The 20,038-nt window shown below is 69.9% G+C and carries 21 protein-coding genes; 11 read left to right on the top strand and 10 right to left on the bottom strand.

What is annotated here, in order from left to right; all coding sequences use genetic code 11:
* Positions 1–15 precede the first annotated feature (15 nt).
* On the bottom strand, positions 16–771 hold the full coding sequence (locus BGO46_RS02485; protein WP_292676033.1) for an IclR family transcriptional regulator: 756 nt from the start codon (positions 769–771) through the stop codon (positions 16–18).
* Positions 772–956: 185 nt separating this feature from the next.
* Between BGO46_RS02485 and hutH the strand changes: the two genes are divergently transcribed.
* From hutH to hutI, 3 genes are read left to right on the top strand one after another with little or no spacing between them, the layout of a single operon-like run.
* Positions 957–2,510 (top strand): histidine ammonia-lyase, encoded by a 1,554-nt coding sequence (gene hutH / locus BGO46_RS02480; protein WP_292675997.1) that lies wholly within the window; start codon positions 957–959, stop codon positions 2,508–2,510.
* Entirely contained in the window at positions 2,507–4,159 is a 1,653-nt protein-coding gene (gene hutU, locus BGO46_RS02475; protein WP_292676000.1) for a urocanate hydratase, read from the top strand. Before hutH ends, hutU begins: the two co-directional genes overlap by 4 nt.
* On the top strand, positions 4,156–5,325 hold the full coding sequence (hutI, locus tag BGO46_RS02470; RefSeq protein WP_292676003.1) for an imidazolonepropionase: 1,170 nt from the start codon (positions 4,156–4,158) through the stop codon (positions 5,323–5,325). The genes hutU and hutI overlap by 4 nt, the downstream gene beginning before the upstream one ends.
* A 3-nt stretch (positions 5,326–5,328) precedes the next feature.
* Here hutI and BGO46_RS02465 read toward each other — a convergent pair whose 3' ends face one another.
* The 4 genes from BGO46_RS02465 to BGO46_RS02450 all read right to left on the bottom strand — a co-directional run bounded on the left by BGO46_RS02465 (position 5,329) and on the right by BGO46_RS02450 (position 8,385).
* Positions 5,329–5,802 (bottom strand): histidine phosphatase family protein, encoded by a 474-nt coding sequence (locus BGO46_RS02465; RefSeq protein ID WP_292676006.1) that lies wholly within the window; start codon positions 5,800–5,802, stop codon positions 5,329–5,331.
* On the bottom strand, positions 5,799–6,701 hold the full coding sequence (locus BGO46_RS02460) for an agmatinase family protein (RefSeq protein WP_292676009.1): 903 nt from the start codon (positions 6,699–6,701) through the stop codon (positions 5,799–5,801). Before BGO46_RS02460 ends, BGO46_RS02465 begins: the two co-directional genes overlap by 4 nt.
* Positions 6,701–7,048, bottom strand: coding sequence for a gamma-glutamylcyclotransferase family protein (locus BGO46_RS02455; RefSeq protein WP_292676012.1), 348 nt, complete (start codon positions 7,046–7,048; stop codon positions 6,701–6,703). Before BGO46_RS02455 ends, BGO46_RS02460 begins: the two co-directional genes overlap by 1 nt.
* Before the next feature lie 65 nt (positions 7,049–7,113).
* Positions 7,114–8,385, bottom strand: coding sequence for a DUF445 domain-containing protein (locus BGO46_RS02450; protein ID WP_292676014.1), 1,272 nt, complete (start codon positions 8,383–8,385; stop codon positions 7,114–7,116).
* A 49-nt stretch (positions 8,386–8,434) separates the two neighbouring features.
* On the opposite strand from BGO46_RS02450, the gene BGO46_RS02445 reads away from it, so the two are divergent.
* Complete coding sequence (locus tag BGO46_RS02445; RefSeq protein WP_292676017.1) at positions 8,435–8,707, top strand: metal-sensitive transcriptional regulator; 273 nt, start codon at positions 8,435–8,437, stop codon at positions 8,705–8,707.
* A 28-nt stretch (positions 8,708–8,735) separates the two neighbouring features.
* On the opposite strand, the gene BGO46_RS02440 is transcribed toward BGO46_RS02445, so the two are convergent.
* On the bottom strand, positions 8,736–9,899 hold the full coding sequence (locus BGO46_RS02440) for an acyl-CoA dehydrogenase family protein (protein WP_292676019.1): 1,164 nt from the start codon (positions 9,897–9,899) through the stop codon (positions 8,736–8,738).
* A gap of 47 nt (positions 9,900–9,946) precedes the next feature.
* Between BGO46_RS02440 and BGO46_RS02435 the strand changes: the two genes are divergently transcribed.
* On the top strand, positions 9,947–10,351 hold the full coding sequence (locus BGO46_RS02435; protein ID WP_292676021.1) for a pilus assembly protein CpaE: 405 nt from the start codon (positions 9,947–9,949) through the stop codon (positions 10,349–10,351).
* A gap of 40 nt (positions 10,352–10,391) precedes the next feature.
* On the opposite strand, the gene BGO46_RS02430 is transcribed toward BGO46_RS02435, so the two are convergent.
* The gene (locus BGO46_RS02430) at positions 10,392–11,615 is read right to left on the bottom strand and encodes an MFS transporter (RefSeq protein ID WP_292676023.1); all 1,224 of its coding nucleotides are present in this window, start codon (positions 11,613–11,615) and stop codon (positions 10,392–10,394) included.
* Between the two features lie 405 nt (positions 11,616–12,020).
* On the opposite strand from BGO46_RS02430, the gene nrdH reads away from it, so the two are divergent.
* From nrdH to BGO46_RS02405, 5 genes are all read left to right on the top strand, one after another.
* The gene (nrdH, locus tag BGO46_RS02425) at positions 12,021–12,254 is read left to right on the top strand and encodes a glutaredoxin-like protein NrdH (RefSeq protein WP_005052310.1); all 234 of its coding nucleotides are present in this window, start codon (positions 12,021–12,023) and stop codon (positions 12,252–12,254) included.
* A gap of 32 nt (positions 12,255–12,286) precedes the next feature.
* Positions 12,287–12,718, top strand: a complete 432-nt coding sequence (nrdI, locus tag BGO46_RS02420; protein ID WP_292676027.1) for a class Ib ribonucleoside-diphosphate reductase assembly flavoprotein NrdI — start codon at positions 12,287–12,289, stop codon at positions 12,716–12,718.
* Positions 12,700–14,856 carry a class 1b ribonucleoside-diphosphate reductase subunit alpha gene (nrdE, locus tag BGO46_RS02415; RefSeq protein WP_292897068.1) on the top strand — a complete coding sequence of 719 codons (2,157 nt, stop codon included), beginning with the start codon at positions 12,700–12,702 and terminating at the stop codon, positions 14,854–14,856. Before nrdI ends, nrdE begins: the two co-directional genes overlap by 19 nt.
* 30 nt (positions 14,857–14,886) lie before the next feature.
* Positions 14,887–15,867 (top strand): class 1b ribonucleoside-diphosphate reductase subunit beta, encoded by a 981-nt coding sequence (nrdF, locus tag BGO46_RS02410; RefSeq protein ID WP_292677582.1) that lies wholly within the window; start codon positions 14,887–14,889, stop codon positions 15,865–15,867.
* Positions 15,868–16,183: 316 nt separating this feature from the next.
* Positions 16,184–16,651: a DUF3817 domain-containing protein gene (locus tag BGO46_RS02405; protein ID WP_292677584.1), complete on the top strand. Its 468-nt coding sequence runs from the start codon at positions 16,184–16,186 to the stop codon at positions 16,649–16,651.
* A 10-nt stretch (positions 16,652–16,661) separates the two neighbouring features.
* On the opposite strand, the gene BGO46_RS02400 is transcribed toward BGO46_RS02405, so the two are convergent.
* The gene (locus tag BGO46_RS02400; RefSeq protein WP_292677586.1) at positions 16,662–17,033 is read right to left on the bottom strand and encodes a VOC family protein; all 372 of its coding nucleotides are present in this window, start codon (positions 17,031–17,033) and stop codon (positions 16,662–16,664) included.
* A gap of 74 nt (positions 17,034–17,107) precedes the next feature.
* Here BGO46_RS02400 and BGO46_RS02395 point away from each other — a divergent pair, with 74 nt between their 5' ends.
* The gene (locus tag BGO46_RS02395; RefSeq protein ID WP_292677588.1) at positions 17,108–17,518 is read left to right on the top strand and encodes a helix-turn-helix domain-containing protein; all 411 of its coding nucleotides are present in this window, start codon (positions 17,108–17,110) and stop codon (positions 17,516–17,518) included.
* A 66-nt stretch (positions 17,519–17,584) separates the two neighbouring features.
* Here BGO46_RS02395 and BGO46_RS02390 read toward each other — a convergent pair whose 3' ends face one another.
* Together BGO46_RS02390 and BGO46_RS02385 are read right to left on the bottom strand one after the other, a co-directional pair.
* Positions 17,585–18,706 carry a methyltransferase gene (locus tag BGO46_RS02390; RefSeq protein WP_292677590.1) on the bottom strand — a complete coding sequence of 374 codons (1,122 nt, stop codon included), beginning with the start codon at positions 18,704–18,706 and terminating at the stop codon, positions 17,585–17,587.
* Positions 18,703–20,004, bottom strand: a complete 1,302-nt coding sequence (locus BGO46_RS02385) for a DUF4921 family protein (protein WP_292677592.1) — start codon at positions 20,002–20,004, stop codon at positions 18,703–18,705. Before BGO46_RS02385 ends, BGO46_RS02390 begins: the two co-directional genes overlap by 4 nt.
* Positions 20,005–20,038: the final 34 nt, after the last annotated feature.

Here is a 20,038-nt window from a genome sequence, read left to right as displayed (position 1 = left end):
GTGTGCGGGGCCGGGTCAGCGGACGCGGCGGGAGAGCTCGGCAGCGGCGGTCGTCACCGACTCGACCACGGCGGGCGAGACCGCGGCCTCGCCCTGCCAGGTCACGGCGATGGCGGCCACGGGCCAGCCTGCGTGGTCGAGCACGGCCGCGCCGACCGACCGGAAGCCGAGCGTCACCTCGCCATCCTCACGGGCGAAGCCCTCGGCCCGCGCGGCACGCAGCAGCTCGCGCAGGTCGCCCGGCGACCGCGGGCCGTGTCCGGTGCGGTCGGCGAACACCGAGGCATCGGGGTACAGCGCCCGCACCTGCTCCCGCGGCAGCGCGGCGAGCATCGCACGGCCGGTCGCGGTCAGGTGCGCGGGTAGCCGCACGCCGACGTCGGTCACGAGGGCCGGGCGGCGCGGAGCGCGCTCTTCGACGATGTAGAGCACGTCGCGCCCGTTCATGACTGCGAGATGCGCGCTCTCATTCACCCGGTCGGCGAGGGCGGCGACAAGGGGTCTGCCGAGCCGCGTGAGGGGCTGCTGTCGCGAGTATCCGCCAGCGAGTTCGAACGCCGCGGTGCCGAGGCCCCAGCGCCGATCGGCGGCGAGATGAACGACGAATCCGTGCTGCTCGAGCGTCGCGAGCAGGTGGTAGACGGTCGACCGCGGGATGCCCAGATGGGTCGCGATCGTCCGCGCCGCGGCGGGCCCGCGCTGGTGCGCGAGGAAAGTCAGGATCCGCAGCGTCTGGTCGGCCGCTGGGACCTGCGGACGCTCGTCTGAGATCACAGACTCAGGATGCCACGTGCGCGCTCCCGCGGACTACCTACCGCGCACTACCTACCGTGCAGCGGCTCTTCCTCATCGTGGAGGCTCGTCATGCCCATTGAATGCATCCGGCGTCTGAGATCACAGACAGAGGATGCCCGGGAGCACTGCCGCGGCCGGTCGACCCGGTGTGGAATCGGGGCATGACCGAACCCGTGATCGTCGGCGCCGCGCCGCTCCGCCCTGAAGATGTCGTCGCCGTCGCCCGCCAGGGAGCGCGCGTCGTGATCGACGCCGGGGCGATGGAGCGCGTCGCGGCATCCCGCGCGCTCATCGAGCGGCTCGCCGACGATCCCGAGCCGCACTACGGCATCTCGACCGGATTCGGAGCCCTCGCGACGACCTTCATCGCGCCCGAGCGCCGGCGCCAGCTGCAGGCGAGCCTCATCCGCTCGCACGCGGCGGGTACCGGACCCATCGTCGAGACGGAGGTCATCCGCGCGCTCACGCTGCTGCGCCTGCAGACGCTCGCGACGGGGCACACGGGCGTGCGGCCCGTCGTCGTCGACACGTACGCCGCGATGCTGAACGCGGCGATCACCCCGATCGTGCGCGAGTACGGCTCGCTGGGATGCTCGGGCGACCTCGCGCCGCTCTCGCACGTCGCGCTCGCGGCGCTCGGGGAGGGCGAGGTCCACACCCCCGACGGGTCAGTGCCGGCGGCGGAGGCGGGGATCACGCCGCTCGTGCTCGAAGAGAAGGAGGGTCTCGCGCTCATCAACGGCACCGACGGCATGCTCGGCATGCTGCTGCTCGCGATCGCCGACCTCGAGGTGCTGCTCGACACCGCCGACGTCGCCGCGGCCCTCTCGATCGAGAGCCAACTGGGGACGGATGCCGTGTTCGCGGCCGACCTCATGGCGCTGCGCCCGCAAACGGGTCAGGCAGCCTCCGCCTCGCGGCTGCGCGCGCTGCTCGGCGGCTCCGACATCATGGCGAGCCACCGCGACCCGGCCGTGTGCACGCGCGTGCAGGATGCCTACTCGCTGCGCTGCTCGCCGCAGGTGCACGGCGCCGCGCGCGATACGCTCGCCCACGCCGCCCTGATCGCGGGGCGCGAACTCGCGGCCGCCGTCGACAACCCCGTCGTCACCTCCGACGGGCGCGTCGAGTCGAACGGCAACTTCCACGGCGCGCCCGTCGCGTATGTGCTCGATTTCCTTGCGATCGCCGTCGCTGACGCGGCATCCATCTCGGAGCGCCGCACCGATCGCGCGCTCGATCGCACCCGCAGCAACGGGCTGCCTCCGTTCCTCGCCGACGAGGTCGGCGTCGATTCGGGACTCATGATCGCGCAATATGCCGCTGCCGGCATCGTCTCGGAGCTCAAGCGTCTCGCCGTGCCCGCGTCGGTCGATTCGATCCCGTCGTCGGCGATGCAGGAGGACCACGTCTCGATGGGGTGGGCCGCCGCGCGCAAGCTGCGCCGCGCGATCGACGGGCTTGCCCGCGTGCTCGCGATCGAGGTCGTGACGGGATGCCGCGCCCTTGACCTCCGCGCGCCGCTCCAGCCCGCCCCCGCCACCGGGGCCGTCCGCGACCTCGTGCGCGCGGCGGGGGTTGCGGGCCCAGGACAGGACCGGTTTGTGAGCCCTGACATCGAGACCGTCACCGAGCTCGTGCTCGCGGGCGAGGTCGCGCGCGCCGCGGCATCCGTCACGCAGGTCACGGGCGTCATCGAAGGAGAAGACGCATGAGAGAGCCGATCCGCGCGCCGCGCGGCGCCGAGCGCACCGCGAAGAGCTGGGGTGCCGAGGCCGCCAAGCGCATGCTGATGAACAACCTCGATCCCGAGGTCGCCGAGCATCCGGAATACCTCGTCGTCTACGGCGGCACGGGCCGCGCGGCGCGGTCATGGGAGGCGTACGACGCGATCGTGCGCACGCTCGACGAGCTCGAGCCCGACGAGACGCTGCTCGTGCAGTCGGGCAAGCCCGTCGGGGTGTTTCGCACGCACGAGTGGGCGCCGCGCGTGCTGATCGCGAACTCGAACCTCGTCGGTGACTGGGCGACGTGGCCCGATTTCCGGCGGCTCGAAGAGCTCGGCCTCACGATGTACGGCCAGATGACGGCGGGCTCGTGGATCTACATCGGCACGCAGGGCATTCTGCAGGGGACATATGAGACCTTCGCGGCCGTCGCGCGCTCGCTCGGCCGCGACTCGCTCGCGGGCACGCTGACCCTCACCGCCGGCGCCGGCGGCATGGGCGGCGCGCAGCCGCTGGCGGTCACGCTCAACGGCGGTGCCGTGCTGATCGTCGACGTCGACGAGTCGCGCCTGCGCCGCCGCGTCGAGCACGGCTACCTCGACGAGTACACGACCGACCTCGATGCCGCGCTCGCGCGGGCGGTCGCCGCGAAGGACGCAGGCGAGGCGCGCTCGATCGGCGTCGTCGGCAACGCCGCCGAGGTGTTCCCCGAGCTCCTGCGCCGCGGCGCGCCGATCGACATCGTCACCGATCAGACGAGCGCGCACGACCCGCTCGCGTATCTGCCGATCGGTATGCCCGTTTCGGAATGGAAGGATGCCGCGGCATCCGACCCCGCCGCCTTCACCGAGCGCGCACGCTCCTCGATGGCAGCGCACGTGGCCGCGATGGTCGGGTTCCAGGATGCCGGGGCCGCCGTCTTCGACTACGGCAACTCGATCCGCCGCGAGGCCGAGCTCGGCGGGTTCGACCGTGCGTTCGCGTTCCCGGGGTTCGTGCCGGCGTACATCCGGCCGCTTTTCGCGGAGGGCCGCGGGCCGTTCCGCTGGGTCGCGCTGTCGGGTGATCCCGACGACATCGCGAAGACCGATCGCGCCGTCGCCGAGCTGTTCCCGGAAGATGCGGCGCTGCGCCGCTGGCTCGAGAAGGCCGGTGAGACCGTCCACTTCGAGGGGCTGCCCGCGCGCATCTGCTGGCTCGGCTACAAGGAGCGTCACCTCGCGGGCCTGAAGTTCAACGAGATGGTCGCGTCGGGCGAACTCGCCGGGCCCATCGTCATCGGCCGCGACCACCTCGACGCGGGGTCGGTCGCGAGTCCGTACCGCGAGACCGAGGCGATGGCCGACGGGTCTGATGCGATCGCCGACTGGCCGCTGCTGAACGCGCTGCTGAACACGGCCTCCGGCGCGAGCTGGGTGTCGATCCACCACGGCGGCGGCGTCGGGATCGGCCGCTCGATCCACGCCGGGCAGGTGACGGTCGCCGACGGTACGGTTCTCGCTGCCGAGAAGCTCGAGCGCGTGCTCACCAACGACCCCGGCACGGGCGTCATGCGCCACGTCGACGCGGGCTACGAGCGCGCCCGCGACGTCGCGCACGAGCGCGGCCTGAAGATCCCGATGATGGATGCCCCGTGACGCGCCTCCTCATCACCGGCATCGGCGAGCTCACGACCAACGTCGCGAGCGCGGGCGACCCCTGCGGCACGATCACCGACGCCGCCATCCTGATCGAGGACGGCCGCATCGCGTGGGTCGGCGGCGCGGACCCGGCACCCGAGGCAGAGACTGACGTGCTCGACGCCGCCGGCCGCGCCGTCATCCCGGGGTTCGTCGACAGCCACACCCACCTCGTCTTCGGCGGCGACCGGGCCGACGAGTTTGCGGCGCGGATGGCGGGGCAGGCGTATGCCGCGGGTGGCATCCGTCGCACGGTCGCCGCGACGCGCGCCGCCACCGACGATGAGCTGCGCGCGCGCCTGAAGGCCCTCGTCGCCGAGCTGCACGCGCAGGGCACGACGACCTTCGAGGTGAAGACGGGGTACGACCTCACCGTGGCGGGGGAACAGCGCCTGGCCCGCCTCGCCGCCGAGGTGACCGATGAGGTCACGTTCCTCGGGGCTCACGTGGTCGCGCCCGAGTATGCCGACGACCGCGCCGCGTACGTCGACCTCGTCTGCGGCGTCATGCTCGCCGCCGTCCGCCCTTACGCACGGTGGATCGACGTCTTCTGCGAGACCGGCGCGTTCACCCCGGCCGAGACCAAGCGGATCCTCCGCGCGGGCATCGCCGCGGGCCTGCGCCCCCGCGTGCACGGCAATCAGCTCGGGCCGGGCGACGGCGCGCGTCTCGCGGTCGCGCTGGGCGCGGCATCCGTCGACCACTGCACCTATCTGAGCGATGACGACGTCGCCGCGCTCGCGGCGAGCACGACGGTCGCGACGCTGCTGCCGGGGGTCGAGTTCTCGACGCGGCATCCGTACCCCGACGCGCGACGTCTGATCGACGCGGGCGTCACCGTCGCGCTCGCGAGCGACTGCAACCCCGGCACGAGCTTCACGACGTCGATGCCGCTCATGATCGCCCTCGCCGTGCGCGAGATGGGGATGACGGTCGCCGAAGCGGTCTGGGCCGCGACCGCCGGCGGCGCCCGCGCCCTCGAACGCGACGACGTGGGCCACCTCGGCGTCGGCGCGCGGGCCGACCTCGTGATCCTCGACGCCCCGACGAGCACCCATCTGGCCTACCGGCCGGGCGTGCCGCTCGTGCACACCGTGGTCAAGGACGGCGTGCCGCTGCGCTGACGCTCACCGTCCCGGACGGTCGAACTCCCACGCGTCGGGGTCGGTGGCCGTCGCAACATCCCAGTCGGGAGTGTCCCAGCGGAACGTCGCGACCGCGCACGTGGGCATGTGTCCGATGCCGCCGCCGGACAGCCGATCGGCGAGCACGGTCATGCCGGGATCGTGCGCGACGACCATGACCGCGTCGACGCCGCGAGCCGCCGCGGTGCGCAGCAGCGTCGAGGCGGGAGCGCCATAGAGCTCCTCATCGAGCTCGGCTTCGACGCCCAGCGCCGCCGCGAAGAACCCCGCCGTCGTCCGAGCACGCAGCGCGGTCGACGACAACAGCGCGCCGAGCTGCAACCCCGTGTCAGCGAGGCGGGCCGCCAGCACCGGCGCATCGCGCATGCCGCGGTCGTTCAGCGGGCGGTCGTGGTCGTCGAGACCGGGGTTGCCCCAGTCGCTCTTCGCATGCCGGACGAGAACGAGAGTGGTCATGATCCTCCTGTCGTGCGGGCGTGCACACCCGCGAGCAGTTCGAGCACGCACAGCGCGGCCAGCCGCACGGTGCGGCCGTCGGGGGCGTCTGCCGTCGCGTCGACCTCGACGATATCGGCGGTGCGCACGCGGGCATCGGCGGCGAGAGCACGTACGAGGGTGCGCAGCTCCCACGCCTGCAGTCCGCCCGGCACAGACGCCGGGCAACCCGGCGCGACGGCGCGGTCGCACACGTCCACGTCGATGTCGAGATGGATGCCTCCGCCGCCCGCACCCGCGACCTCACGAGCCTCGGCGACGACATCCGCTCTGCCGCGCCGGCGCAACTCGTCGAGCGTGATGACGCGGATGCCCAGATCTGCGGCGCGCTGGGCGTACGCCACGGAGTTCGCGAAGTCGGCGATGCCGATCTGCACGATGCGACGCGGATCGAGGCCGCCCTCGACGAGGCGGCGCACGGGCGACCCGTTGGAGATGCCGTCGCGCAGATCGAAGTGGGCGTCGAGCGTGATCAGGCCCGAGGCATCCGCCCCCTGCGTCACCGCGTACGTGATCGAGTTGTCGCCGCCGAGCGCGACGACCAGGCCCGCGTGCGCAGCCAGCGCGCGCACGCGTGCACGCAGCGCGTCTTCGCCGGCCGGCCCGTCGGGATCGTCGACGTCGCCGGCATCGGCGATGCGCAGTTCCGCGGCCAGGTCGACCGGCGGCGGGCCCATCAGCGTCGGACTGAACCGGCGCAGCGCCGCCCGCACCGCGCCGGGGGTCTCGTGCGCGCCCGTCGGCGACAGCGACGTCTGCGACGCGGGAGCGCCCAGCAGCACGGCATCCCACCGTTCACCGTCGACCGGCGCCGGCCAGTCGCCGGCGCGCGGCCACAGCGGATCGTGCGCGAGCGCCATCAGCCGACGTAGACCCAGGCGGTGTAGCCGCTCGCGAGCGTCACCGCGATGCGGCGATACAGCGACACCTCGTACTCGTCGGCGGCATCGAGCTCATCGGCCGTGATGTGCAGCACGCGGCCGACGACCTTGTCGAGCGGGTTGCCCGTCTCGCGCAGGATCGGGTGGACCGACAGGCCCGAGACATCCTTCACGCGCTGGTCGTCGATCTCGGCGTAGTCGATCGTGTACCCCGGCAGCGTGTCCGCCTCGCCGGCGACCAGGCGCCCGAACGTGTCGAGCTGCACCTCGGCATATTGGAGGGTGCCGTAGGTGAACAACAACTGGTCGGCGGGCGCGTCGCTCACGCTTGCCACGCTACTCCGCGGGCGCCGGGCGCGTACAGGCACCGAGCCGTGCGTTACCCCGTGCGTCACCCCAGCACGGCGTGCGCGACGGCGAAGATCGCGAGGCCCGCGAGGGCGCCCACGATCGTGCCGTTCAGGCGGATGTACTGGAGGTCGCGGCCGACCATGAGCTCGATCTTCTCCGTGGTCTCGGCCGGGTCCCACTTCTCGACCGTGTCGGTGATGATCGAGGCGATGTCGTGCCGGTAGCGGTCGACGAGGAACACCGCGGCATCCGCGATGCGCGTGTCGACGCGCTGCTGCAGGGCCTCATCGGTCGCGAGCCGGTCGCCGATCTCGACGAGCGCCGCGGTGACCCGGCGGCGCAGCGCGCTGTCAGGATCGGCGAGGCTCTTCAGCAGCCCCGCCTTCGCGGTGTTCCACGCCTCGGCGGCCAGTTCGCGCACGCGCGGACTGTCGAAGACGGCGCTCTTGGCGTCTTCCAGCCGCGCGATCGTGGTCGGATCGTGCTGCAGGTTTCCGGCCAGGCGCGACAGATAGCCGTCGACGGCGTGGCGGGCGGGGTGATCGGGATCGGCCTGCACGGCCGCGGCGAACTTGACCGCCTCGTTGTAGACCGTGTCGTCGACGAGCCGCATCGCGACCGACGGCACCCACGACGGCAGGCGGCGCGAGACCAGCCCGCTGAACGACTCGCGGTTCGCGCGCAGCCACGTCGCGAGGCTGTCGACGGCGAGGTCGACGGCGCCCTCGTGCGCCCCGGCATCCACGACCCGCTCGAGCCATCCGCCGATCGTCGGCGCCCACTGCGGGCTCAGCAGGTGCTCGCGCGCGAGGTCGCCGATGAGGTCCTGAACCTCGTCGTCGCTGAGCGCCCGCAGAATGCCGGATGCCATCGTCGACGCCTCGCGCGAGACGAGGTCGGCGTGCTCGGGGTCGCGCAGCCAGGCGCCTGCCGCCGTCGCGATCGCGGTCGACTCGAGCTTGGTGCGTACGACCTCGCCCGCGAGGAAGTTGGTTTCGATGAACTCGCCGAGGCTGCGGCCGATCTCGTCCTTGCGCTTCGGGATGATCGCCGTGTGTGGGATCGGGATGCCCAGCGGATGTCGGAACAGCGCCGTCACGGCGAACCAGTCGGCGAGCGCGCCGACCATGCCGCCCTCTGCTGCGGCCCGCACGTAGGCGAGCCAGGTGAAGCGCTCCTGCAGCACGAACGCCACGACGAAGACGACCGCCATGAACAGGAGTGCACCGAGCGCGACGCCCTTCATGACCTGCAGCGAGCGGCGTCGCTCGCGGTCAGCGGGGCTCAGAAGCTCGGTGGGGGTGCGCGGCATGTCCGTCAGTCTCGCACGACGTCCTCCGCGGGGCGCGTATCCTGGCGACGTGATCGACGACATCAAGAAGCGCGCCCTGCACCGCACCGCGATCATCGAGGGGCAGGTTCGCGGGCTCGCCCGGATGATCGAGAACGAGGACTACTGCATGGACATGATCGCCCAGTCCCGGGCGATCCAGAAGGCGCTCGCCTCGCTCGACAAGCTGCTGATCGAGAACCACCTGCGCACCCACGTCGCCCACATGTTCGCTGAAGGCGGCGAGCAGCGCGACCAGGCCGTCGTCGAGCTGCTGAAGGCGTACGACCTCGAGACCCGCTGAGCTCGGGCGCGGGGCGCGGGGCGGCCGCTCAGCCGCCCGACACCGGCCCGAGCCACGCGGCGGCGACTGTCGAGTGCGCCGATTCGGGGTCGGATGGGTGGAAGAGCCCGGCGAGCACGTCGCGATACAGGCGGCCGAGCTCGGAGCGGGTGAAGTACGACGAGCCGCCCGCGACGAGCATCGCCTCGTCGACGATGCCCTTGGCGGCCACGGCCGCGCGGTGCTTGAGGCCCGACAGCTTCGCGAACCACAATCCGCCATGGTCGGCGCGGCCGTCGACGTCGGCCGCGAGAGCGGCGATCTGGGGGAGCATCGCGTCGTACGCGAGTGCCATCTCGGCGACGCGCCACCGGATGTCGGGGTCGTCGCTGTAGGCGAGGCCCGTCTTCTTCGAGGTCCGCTTCTTCGCAGTCTCGACCGCGAGGTCGAGCGCTCGGCGCGCGACGCCCGTATAGACAGACGCGAGCAGGATCTCGAACACGCTGAAGATCCCGAACACGATCGGGTCGGGGTTCGGCCCCGGCGCCACGCGCCGCACGACCCGGTCGGCGGGGGCGACGACGCCGTGCAGCTCGGTCGTGCGCGACTGCGTGCCGCGCATGCCGACGGTGTCCCAGTCGTCGCGGGTGACGACGGCATCCGTCCGCGGGACGAACGCGTAGACCATCTGCGGGGCATCCGGCGAGGTCGTGTCGAGGCCGTGCAGGCCCAGCTGGGTCCACACCGGCCCGAGCGAGGTGAAGATCTTCGTGCCGGTGAACGCGTACGAGCCGTCGCCCCGCGGCACAGCCGCGGTGTCGCTGCCGAACAGCACGAGGTCGTTGCAGGCCTCGCTGATCCCGAACGCGAACACCTCGCCCGCGACGGCGCCCTCCTGCACGAACCGCAGCGTGTCGATGCCGCGATCGGCGAGCACCTTCGCGACACCGGTCCACACCAGGTGCATGTTGATCGCGAGGGCTGTCGCCGGGGCGGCGGATGCCAGGCGCTGCTGCAGCACCGTGACCTCGGCAAGTCCCAGGCCCGCACCGCCGAGCTCGGTGGGAACGAGGAGCGCGAGGTATCCGGCATCCGTCAACTCCGCGAGATCCTCGTCGGGGAAGCGGTTCTCGGCATCCACCGCCGCGGCGCGCGATCGGATGCGCTCGAGCAGATCGTCGGGCAGGTGGACGGCGGGGTCGAAGGTGCTCACCCTTCCATCCTGGCCCCGAAGCGGCGCGAGGCGGGCAGGATGGAGAGATGATCTCGACGGATGCCGCGCTCGCGCTGCGCGCCGCGGGTCTCGTCTGGCACCCGGCATCCGGCGACCGCTTCCAGCTCGACGAGCCCGAGTTCGAGGCCGACGTCTTCACCGTGAGCGAGATGACGATCGAGCCGCGCCGCTACCCGACCGGCACGATCCTCGCGTTCAACGGCACGACCGAGTGGGCACTCGACTCCGTCGCGCTCGAGGATGCGCTGTGGCTGCCGCGCGAGGACCAGCTGCGCGAGCTGCTGCGCGGCGCCTTCCGCTCGCTCGTGCGACTGGCCGACACCTACCGCGTCGAGATCTCCGTGCGCGGCGAACCCCACGTCTTCGAGCATCCCGAGCCGGCCGACGCGTACGCTCTGGCCGTGCTGGAGCTGCTGCACCGCATCGCCTGAGGCGCGTTCACCCCGGTCGAGCGCCGGGAGATTCAGCGCGTCACGTGATAACCGGCACCGGTTCGGTGTCGGGGATCGGGCTCGCGTCGCGGCCGCGCAGATCGGGGAAGCCGCGCACGAACGTGATCGCGACGAGCGCGCCGACGATCGCGAAGCCGCCCGCTGCCGCGTACGCGCCCGCCTGGCCGACGCCGTCGATGAGGAACCCCGCGATCGACGACCCGAGCGCCGCGCCAAGCAGCTGACCGGTGCCGATCCAGCCGTAGGCCTCTGCCGTTTCACTGAACTTGACGGATGCCGAGGTCATCGCGAACATGACGGCGAGAGCGGGCGCGACGCCCACGCCCGCGACGATGAGGCACGCGGCCACCCACCAGGGTGTCGCGGCGGAGATCTCGTTCACGAAGAACACGGCCGCGGTGAGGCCGACCGCGACGACGGTGAGGCGCCGCGCCATCGCCCACGGTCCGATCGGAATGTGCCCGAAGGCCAGACCGCCCGCGAGGCTGCCGACCGAGAACACCGCGAGGACGAGACCGGCCTCGAGCCCGCCGTGGTCGAACGTCGCGACGACGGCGGCCTCGACCGCGGCGCAGGCACCGATGAGCAGGAACCCGATGACGGTCGCGAGCAGCACGACGGGCTTTCCGAGCACCCGCCCGAACGCGCGCCGGCTGCGGGGGATGCGCACCCGCCCCACCTCGGGGGAGAGGATGAACCACGCGCCGCCGAGCACCATGATCGTCACGATCAGCAGCAGGCCGGGCACCGTGCCCACCTGCGTCGCGACGAGCGTGATGAGCACGGGCGCGAGGATCCAGATGATCTCCTGCAGGCTCGCATCGAGCGAGAACAGTGCAGTGAGTTGGCGGGCGTTGACGAGCTTCGGGTAGATCGTGCGCGCCGCCGACTGCACGGGCGGTGTCGACAGTCCCGCCAGCAGTCCGAACACCATGTACCCCGGGATGCCCATCGGGATCAGCGCCATCGCGAGCAGCGCGAGCGCGCACACGGCGGTCGTGAGGGTGAGGACGCGGCGGATGCCCCAGATGCCCATCCAGCGACTGGTGACCGGGCCCGACACGGCCTGGCCGAGCGAAGCCGCCGCCAGCACGAGACCGGCGGCGCCGTAGGAGCCGGTCTGGTTCTCGACGTGCAGCAGGATCGCGAGGCTCGTCATGCCGTTGGGGAAGCGTGCCGTCAGCTGTGCCGCGATGATCCGCGCGACCCCGGAGGTGCGCAGCAAGTCCCGATATCCCGCCACCCCTCAACGCTACCGGTCGCGGCAGACATCGGCGCATGAGCGGGCCGGGTCTGAAAGGTGCCGCGCGAGCGACACGCCGCGACACGCCGCGACACGCCGAAGCGCACTATCCACAGAAGATCCGGTGTCGGAGGCCCCGCGTAGCGTCGCGCCTGTGGATGGATGCCCGAGGCATCCGTGAATCTCGCGTGATTCAGCCGTTTTCCAGGCTTCTAGCGCGATGCCGACATGTGGATGAAACGGTGGAGAAGATGTGTTGTACCTGGGGAGAGCGGTGCAAAACTACACTCTTGTAACTACTAGCCCTTGTGGTGCTGGAAGGTGTCGGTACCCATATGTAGTATTGGACTCCCGGCAGGGCACTGTCGGACATACGGGTGGAGATTGAGGGGAGAACGGATCGATATGGCGATCACGGTTTACACGAAGCCGTCGTGCGTGCAGTGCAACGCGACGTACCGGGCACTGGACTCGAAGGGCATCGATTACGAGGTCCTCGACCTTTCCGAGGACCCTGCGGCGCTCGAGCACGTCAAGTCACTCGGCTACCTGCAGGCACCGGTCGTCGTCACGGACGAGGACCACTGGTCGGGCTTCCGTCCCGACAAGATCGACGAGCTCGCCAGCCGTCTGGCTTGACCTTCGACGACGCTCAGGTACCGGGGTGAACTATGCGACTCGCGACGAGCGCGCCGCTGCTCGTCTACTTCTCGAGCGTGTCGGGCAACACGGCGCGTTTCATCGAGAAACTGGGGCTCCCGGCCCTGCGCATCCCACTGACCGCCGCTGACCCGAAGATCGAGGTCGACGAGCCCTTCGTGCTCGTCACCCCGACCTACGGGGGCGGTCAGGGCAGGGGTGTGGAGAAGGGCGCCGTTCCCAAGCAGGTGATCCGCTTTCTCAACGACGAGAACAACAGACGCCTGATCCGCGGAGTGATCTCCGCGGGCAACACGAATTTCGGCGAGCACTACTGTGCCGCCGGCGACATCATCAGCCGCAAGTGCACCGTGCCGCACTTGTACCGGCTTGAACTCTTCGGCACGCCAGACGACGTCGCACGGGTGAGCGACGGATTGGAACGATGGTGGACACAGCAGTGACTCAGGCGACCTTCAAGACCGATGCGCGATTCGAGGGACTGGACTTCCACGCCCTCAACGCGATGCTGAACCTGTACGGCGAGGACGGGCAGATCCAGTTCGACGCCGACAAGCGTGCCGCGCGGGAGTACTTCCTGCAGCACGTCAACCAGAACACGGTGTTCTTCCACTCGCTCAAGGAGCGCCTCGACTACCTCGTCGAGAAGGAGTACTACGAGGGCGCCGTGCTCGAGAAGTACCCGTTCGAGTTCATCCAGCGCCTCAACGACCGCGCGTACGCCGCGAAGTTCCGCTTCGAGACGTTCCTGGGCGCGTTCAAGTACTACACGAGCTACACGCTGAAGACCTTCGACGGCAAGCGCTACCTCGAGCGGTTCGAAGACCGCGTCGTCATGACGGCGCTCGGCCTCGCCGACGGTGACCAGCAGCTGGCGACGGCCCTCGTCGACGAGATCATCTCGGGCCGTTTCCAGCCCGCGACGCCCACCTTCCTCAACACGGGCAAGGCACAGCGCGGCGAGCTCGTCAGCTGCTTCCTGCTGCGCATCGAAGACAACATGGAGTCGATCGCCCGCGGCATCAACTCGGCCCTGCAGCTGTCCAAGCGCGGTGGCGGTGTCGCGCTGCTGCTCTCCAACATCCGCGAAGCGGGCGCCCCGATCAAGCAGATCGAGAACCAGTCCAGCGGCATCATCCCCGTCATGAAGCTGCTCGAAGACAGCTTCAGCTACGCCAACCAGCTCGGTGCGCGTCAGGGCGCCGGCGCCGTGTACCTGTCGGCGCACCACCCCGACATCCTGCGCTTCCTCGACACGAAGCGTGAGAACGCCGACGAGAAGATCCGCATCAAGACGCTCTCGCTCGGTGTCGTCATCCCCGACATCACGTTCGAGCTCGCGCGGGGCGGCGAGGACATGTACCTCTTCTCGCCGTACGACGTCGAGAAGGTCTACGGGGTGCCGTTCGGCGACATCTCGGTGACCGAGAAGTACCGCGAGATGGTCGACGACGCGCGCATCAAGAAGACGAAGATCAACGCGCGCGAGTTCTTCCAGACCCTCGCCGAGATCCAGTTCGAGTCGGGCTACCCGTACATCATGTTCGAGGACACGGTGAACAAGGCCAACCCGATCAAGGGTCGGATCAACATGTCGAACCTGTGCAGCGAGATCCTGCAGGTGAACACGCCGACGACGTACAACGAAGACCTCTCCTACGCCGAGATCGGCAAGGACATCTCCTGCAACCTCGGGTCGATGAACATCGCGCTCGCGATGGACGGCAAGGACCTCGCCGGCACCGTCGAGACCTCGATCCGTGCGCTGACCGCGGTCAGCGACCAGAGCCACATCGCATCGGTCCGCTCGATCGAAGACGGCAACGACCGCTCGCACGCGATCGGCCTGGGTCAGATGAACCTGCACGGATTCCTGGCGCGCGAGCACGTGCGCTACGGCTCCGAAGAGGGCATCGACTTCACGAACATCTACTTCTACACGGTGCTGTTCCACGCGTTGCGTGCGTCGAACCAGATCGCGATCGAGCGCGGCACGGCCTTCGACGGCTTCGCCGACTCGACGTACGCGTCGGGGACGTTCTTCGACAAGTACACGGATGCCCCGTGGGTGCCCCAGACCGAGCGGGTCGCCGAGCTGTTCGCAGGCATCCACATCCCGACGCAGGAAGACTGGGCCGAGCTGAAGGCATCCGTTCAGCAGCACGGCATCTACAACCAGAACCTGCAGGCCGTGCCGCCGACCGGTTCGATCTCGTACATCAACAACTCGACGAGCTCGATCCACCCGATCGCGTCGAAGATCGAGATCCGCAAGGAAGGCAAGATCGGCCGCGTCTACTACCCGGCGCCGTTCATGACGAACGACAACCTGGAGTACTACGAAGACGCATACGAGATCGGCTACGAGAAGGTCATCGACACGTACGCCGCGGCGACCCAGCACGTCGACCAGGGCCTGTCGCTGACGCTGTTCTTCAAGGACACCGCCACGACGCGCGACATCAACAAGGCCCAGATCTATGCCTGGAAGAAGGGCATCAAGACGATCTACTACATCCGCCTGCGGCAGATGGCGCTCGAGGGCACGCAGCTCGACCAGTGCGTCAGCTGCATGCTCTGAGTCGACTGCGCAACTGAGGAACCGAGAACTATGACCCCCCACGAACCGCTCAAGCTCGTCGACCACGTGCAGGCGATCAACTGGAACCGCATCCAGGACGACAAGGACCTCGAGGTCTGGAACCGCCTGGTGAACAACTTCTGGCTGCCCGAGAAGGTGCCGCTGTCCAACGACGTGCAGTCGTGGGCGACGCTGACCCCCGAAGAGCAGACCACGACGATGCGCGTGTTCACCGGACTCACGCTGCTGGACACGATCCAGGGCACCGTCGGCGCCGTGTCGCTGATCCCCGACGCGATCACGCCGCACGAAGAGGCCGTGTACACGAACATCGCGTTCATGGAGTCGGTGCACGCCAAGAGCTACTCGTCGATCTTCTCGACGCTGTGCTCGACGCCCGAGATCGACGACGCGTTCCGCTGGTCGGTCGAGAACCCGAATCTGCAGAAGAAGGCGCAGATCGTCATGGACTACTACCGTGGCGACGAGCCCCTCAAGCGCAAGGTCGCCTCGACGCTGCTCGAGTCGTTCCTGTTCTACTCGGGCTTCTACCTGCCGCTGCACTGGTCGAGCAAGGCCAAGCTGACGAACACGGCCGACATCATCCGCCTCATCATCCGTGACGAGGCGGTGCACGGCTACTACATCGGTTACAAGTTCCAGAAGGGTCTCGAGCAGCTCACGCAGACCGAGCGCGACGAGCTGAAGGACTACACCTTCTCGCTGCTGTACGAGCTCTACGACAACGAGGTGCAGTACACGCAGGACCTCTACGACGGCATCGGCCTGACCGAAGACGTCAAGAAGTTCCTGCACTACAACGCCAACAAGGCGCTCATGAACCTCGGCTACGAGGCGATGTTCCCCTCGCAGCTGACGAACGTGAACCCGGCGATCCTGTCGGCGCTCTCGCCTAACGCAGACGAGAACCACGACTTCTTCTCCGGATCGGGCTCCAGCTACGTCATCGGCAAGGCCGTCGCCACCGAAGACGAAGACTGGGAGTTCTGAGCTCCACCCACTCAGAAGCCCCCGGCGAGCCGCTCATACGAGCGCTCGGCGGGGGCTTTCTCCTGGTCGGAGCAGGGCGGGGTGGCGCTGCGGACCAGCTTGCGGGTGCTCAGTTGGTCGGGAGCGCCCCATGGATTGGCATCCACCCCGACCCCTCACCCGATCGCGTGCGCCACCGTCCCCACGGATGACCGTCTGTGCGATGACGAGGATGAAGTAGCCCACGCGGTGCCTCCGAGGCTCGGCCGTCTGTGAACTCACCGTACGCCCGTGCCTTTCGCTCCAGTGCGATGAGAGCTTCAGGTACACTGAAGGTGTGTTTCGCAATCCCCTGACTCTGTTCCGTACCCTCGCGATCGCCGAGGCGATCTCGTGGACGCTCCTGATCGCCGGCCTCATCGTCCGCGCCACCACCGGCTGGGCGCCCGCCGTCACGATCGGTGGAGGCATCCACGGTTTCGTGTTCCTCTCGTTCGGTGCGACGGTCATCCTCGTCGCGCTCAACAACCGCTGGAAGGTCGGCCCGACGATCACCGCGCTCGTCTCCGCGATCGTGCCCTACGCGACGATCCCGGCCGAACTTTGGCTGCACCGCCGCGGCCTTCTCGCCGGTACCTGGCGCACCGAGCCCGAGCCGAGCGCCGCGGACGCGCGCTGGTACGACCGCCCGCTCGCATGGTTCCTCGCGCGCCCGTGGGTGCTGTTCGGCCTCATCGCCGTGCTCGTCGTCGCCCTGTTCGCCGTACTGCTGCTGGTCGGACCTCCCGGCGGCAGCGAGAGCTGACGCGGGTCGTTCAGTCGCGCGCGGGCAGCTGCTGCAATGTCCAGCGGTTGCCGTCGGGGTCGGTGAACGTCACGAACCGGCCCCAGTCCAGCTCGTCGACACCCTCGGCTGCGACACCCGCCTCGCGCAGCTGCGCGAGCGCGGCGTCAGCATCGCCGACCACGACCTGGATGGCGTCGAGCGACCCGGGGGCGAGCGTCGAGCCGATCCCCGTGCCGATCGCGATCGAGCACGCCGATCCGGGCGGCGTGAGCTGTACGAACCGCAGCCCCGGGTAGGGCGTCGCATCGTGATCGGCGTGGAATCCGATCGAGGTGTAGAACTCCTTCGCCCGGTCGACATCGGTGACCGGCACGTGGATGAGTTCGATCTTCCAGTCCATGGCACTCCCTTTCGCTCGTTCTTTCACGGTACGCCGCGCCTCCGACACGGCAAGGGTCTCGCTAACATGGGCGCATGAGTCAGGACGCCCCCCGCTTCAGCCCCGTCATCGCGCTGCTCGCGGTGTCGGCGATGTGGGAGGGCCAACTGTCGGCGATTCTCAAGGACCTCGGCATCACGACCCGCAAGTTCGGTCTGCTCGGCCACATCTACGCCGAGCCGGGCATCTCGTTCTCAGAGCTCGCACGCCGCTCGCACATCACGGTGCAGTCGGCGCACACGGCCGTGCGCACGCTCGTCGACGACGGGCTCGTCGCGGATGCCACGGCGCACGCCGGAGCTGCCAGCGACCTGAACGTCACGCCCAAGGGTGCGAGCGTGCTGCTGCAGGCGCGGGCGCGCCTCGCCGAGCTCGACGGCGCGCTCACGCAGCGCCTGCCGAACGTCGCGGCATCACTCGACGGCATCCGCGCCGGCATCGTCTGAACGACCCCGGCCGTGCGCGCGGGTGACGGGCGCACTCGGTACAGCCGCGACCGCCCCACCCGCGCGTCAGCGGCGCGTCGACACCGTCACGGTGAACTTCGGGTCACGGGCGACCTGCCGCGTCGGACCGACGATGCGCTCCAGCACGGGGCGATAGCGCAGCGGGGAGTTCCACACGCACCACAGCTCACCGCCCGGCCGCAGCACGCGCGCGGCATCCGCGAACAGGTGCGGAGCGATGCGGTCGGTGACGGCAGCGCCGGAGTGGAACGGCGGATTGAGCGCGACGAACGAGGCGCTGGCATCCGGCCACTGTGACAACGCATCGTCGCGCACGACCTGCATGCGCGGCTCGACACCGTTCGCGCGCGCCGTCGCGCGCGCCGACGCGACCGCGGCAGCGGACTGATCCGACGACCACACGAACGCCGACGGATGCCGCAGCGCCAGGTGCGCCCCGATGACGCCCGTGCCGCACGCGAGGTCGATCAGCGGGTCATCTTCGGTGCCGCCGCCGGGGGAGTCGGGCAGGTGCGCGAGCAGCAGGCGCGTTCCGATATCGAGGTGCGCTCCGCCGAACGCGCCACCGAAGGCGCGGATCTCCAGTCCGTCGACACGGCTCGCGGCCGGCATCGGGTCAGCGCCATCATGCGGTCCGCGCGCGACGAGCACGCGCGACTTCTGCCGTGCGTGGGTGACGTCGACGCGCGTGAAGAAGGCGCCGAGCACGGCGTTCATCGCGACGGTCATGTGCTTCAGCCGGCCGCCGGCGTAGACGACGACATCGGGACGGGCGTGCGCGGCGATGAGCCCGGCGATGTCGCGCAGGGCATCCAGCGACCGCGGCAGCCGCAGCAGCACGACGCGCGCGCCGCGCACGAGGTCGGCGTCGAGCGTCGGAGATGACGCGACCCGCCCGGCCAGATCGAGCGACGCCGCATTGCGCGCGAGCGCCTGCTCACCGGTGAGGGCATCCTGATGCACGCGGATGCCCCGGCATCCGTCCCACGCCGCTCCGAGCGCGAGGGCGCCGTACGCATCACCGATCACGACGAGCTCGCCGTCGCCGACGGCGGTGCGCGCCTCGGCGGAAGTGTCGAGGATCAGGCGGTCGGCGGCGTCGGCCGCGACGAGGCCTTCGCCTTCGACGTCCGGCGCGCGCCGCAGTGCCTCGAACGGGAAGGTCACCAGGCGTCCGCGTCGCCGGCGTACCGCAACCGGGCATCCTCTGGCGTGCATTCGTCGCCGATGCGGATGCCGTCGGCGATGGCGCCCTCGGCGCGCAACTGCTCCAGCGCGGTGACGGCCCGACGGCGCAGCTCCCACGGGTCGATCGTGTTGACGTGGATCTTCGTGCCGCCCTCGAAGCCGGCCGGGTTCGAGATGCGCCACTTCAGCACGACGCGCCACGGCATCGGCCACGGCGCCCCCGGCGGGCGGTAGTGCCACTCCTCGTTGGTCGGCACGAGCGGGCCCGTCGCGGCGTGCAGCGCGTGCAGCAGGTCGGACACCGCGCGGATGCCCTCGGGGGAGTGCTCTTGCGGCAGGTTCGCTTCGGAGGTGGAGAACACCTCGAACGCGGGATAGCGGTGCCCGATGCCCGCGAATGCGACGGCGCCGTCGGTCGCCGCGACGAGCAGTCGCTCTGAGACGGCCAGATCGGCCAGCTCGCGCTGGTACAGGTCGTGATCGTGTGAGAGCAGCCGGAGCTCGTGATCGACCTGCGGGCCGTGCTCGTCCACGGCGACGAGCTGCTTGTGCAGATGCTCGAACGAGGCGCCGGCCGGCCGCAGCCAGTTCTGGAACACCGCGACGTACGCCGCGTTCGGCTGCGCCGCCTGGATGTCGGCGAGCGCCTGCACCGTGAACGCCGTGTAGGCGGCGTGCTCGTCGGGCGTCAGCGTTCCCGACGAGGCGAGCTGGTCGTCGGTCGTCGCGCCGTCGACGACGTGGCGGCGCGCGACGATGACGTCGTGCGAGCCCCCGAGCAGGTCGAGGGCGGCCTCTTCAACCGACACCTGCTCGCCGGTCGCGGCGGCGCGGATCGCGGCGAGCGACTCGATGTGCGCGCGCCCGGCGGGGTCGGCGAGGTACTCCTGCGCCCACTCGACGACGGCAGAGGGCTGGCGGAATCCGTGGTTCTCGCGCCAGTACTCGGCCGACACGATCTCGAAGAGGTTGCCGAACCGGCGGAACTCGGCGACTGTGTCGGTCAGCTCTGACGCGTGCACATGCCGCAGCTGCTCGAACTGCGGACCGACCAGTCGGGCCTTCTCGGGCGTCGTCTCGAGGTAGCGGTCGCTGCAGAACGCGCACAGCTGCGTGGACTCGCCGCGCTTGAGCGGCCGGGCCGCGTCGCGCGGGGCTGCGAGTGGACGGTTCGCGCGCCCCGGAACGGTCCAGACGCGGGTTCCGGTGAGGGGCCCCACCTGCTTGACCGTGCCATCGGGCATCCGGCGGATCGGGTTCTGCGCACCTTCGCTCACACCCGCAACCCTACTCGCCCGCCCTCACGGGCAC

The sequence above is a fragment of the Microbacterium sp. 70-16 genome, assembly GCF_001898315.1.
Classification (GTDB): domain Bacteria; phylum Actinomycetota; class Actinomycetes; order Actinomycetales; family Microbacteriaceae; genus Microbacterium.
This window is presented reverse-complemented; position numbering and strand designations above follow the sequence as displayed.

Coding starts and splice junctions, on each gene's coding strand:
- BGO46_RS02460 (WP_292676009.1), bottom strand. CDS start 6,701: ATGGCGCTCGCGCACGATCCGCTGTGGCCGCGCGCCGGCGACTGGCCG.
- BGO46_RS02465 (WP_292676006.1), bottom strand. CDS start 5,802: ATGACCACTCTCGTTCTCGTCCGGCATGCGAAGAGCGACTGGGGCAAC.
- BGO46_RS02450 (WP_292676014.1), bottom strand. CDS start 8,385: ATGCCGCGCACCCCCACCGAGCTTCTGAGCCCCGCTGACCGCGAGCGA.
- hutU (WP_292676000.1), top strand. CDS start 2,507: ATGAGAGAGCCGATCCGCGCGCCGCGCGGCGCCGAGCGCACCGCGAAG.
- nrdH (WP_005052310.1), top strand. CDS start 12,021: ATGGCGATCACGGTTTACACGAAGCCGTCGTGCGTGCAGTGCAACGCG.
- nrdI (WP_292676027.1), top strand. CDS start 12,287: ATGCGACTCGCGACGAGCGCGCCGCTGCTCGTCTACTTCTCGAGCGTG.
- nrdF (WP_292677582.1), top strand. CDS start 14,887: ATGACCCCCCACGAACCGCTCAAGCTCGTCGACCACGTGCAGGCGATC.
- BGO46_RS02395 (WP_292677588.1), top strand. CDS start 17,108: ATGAGTCAGGACGCCCCCCGCTTCAGCCCCGTCATCGCGCTGCTCGCG.
- BGO46_RS02435 (WP_292676021.1), top strand. CDS start 9,947: ATGATCTCGACGGATGCCGCGCTCGCGCTGCGCGCCGCGGGTCTCGTC.
- hutH (WP_292675997.1), top strand. CDS start 957: ATGACCGAACCCGTGATCGTCGGCGCCGCGCCGCTCCGCCCTGAAGAT.
- BGO46_RS02400 (WP_292677586.1), bottom strand. CDS start 17,033: ATGGACTGGAAGATCGAACTCATCCACGTGCCGGTCACCGATGTCGAC.
- nrdE (WP_292897068.1), top strand. CDS start 12,700: ATGGTGGACACAGCAGTGACTCAGGCGACCTTCAAGACCGATGCGCGA.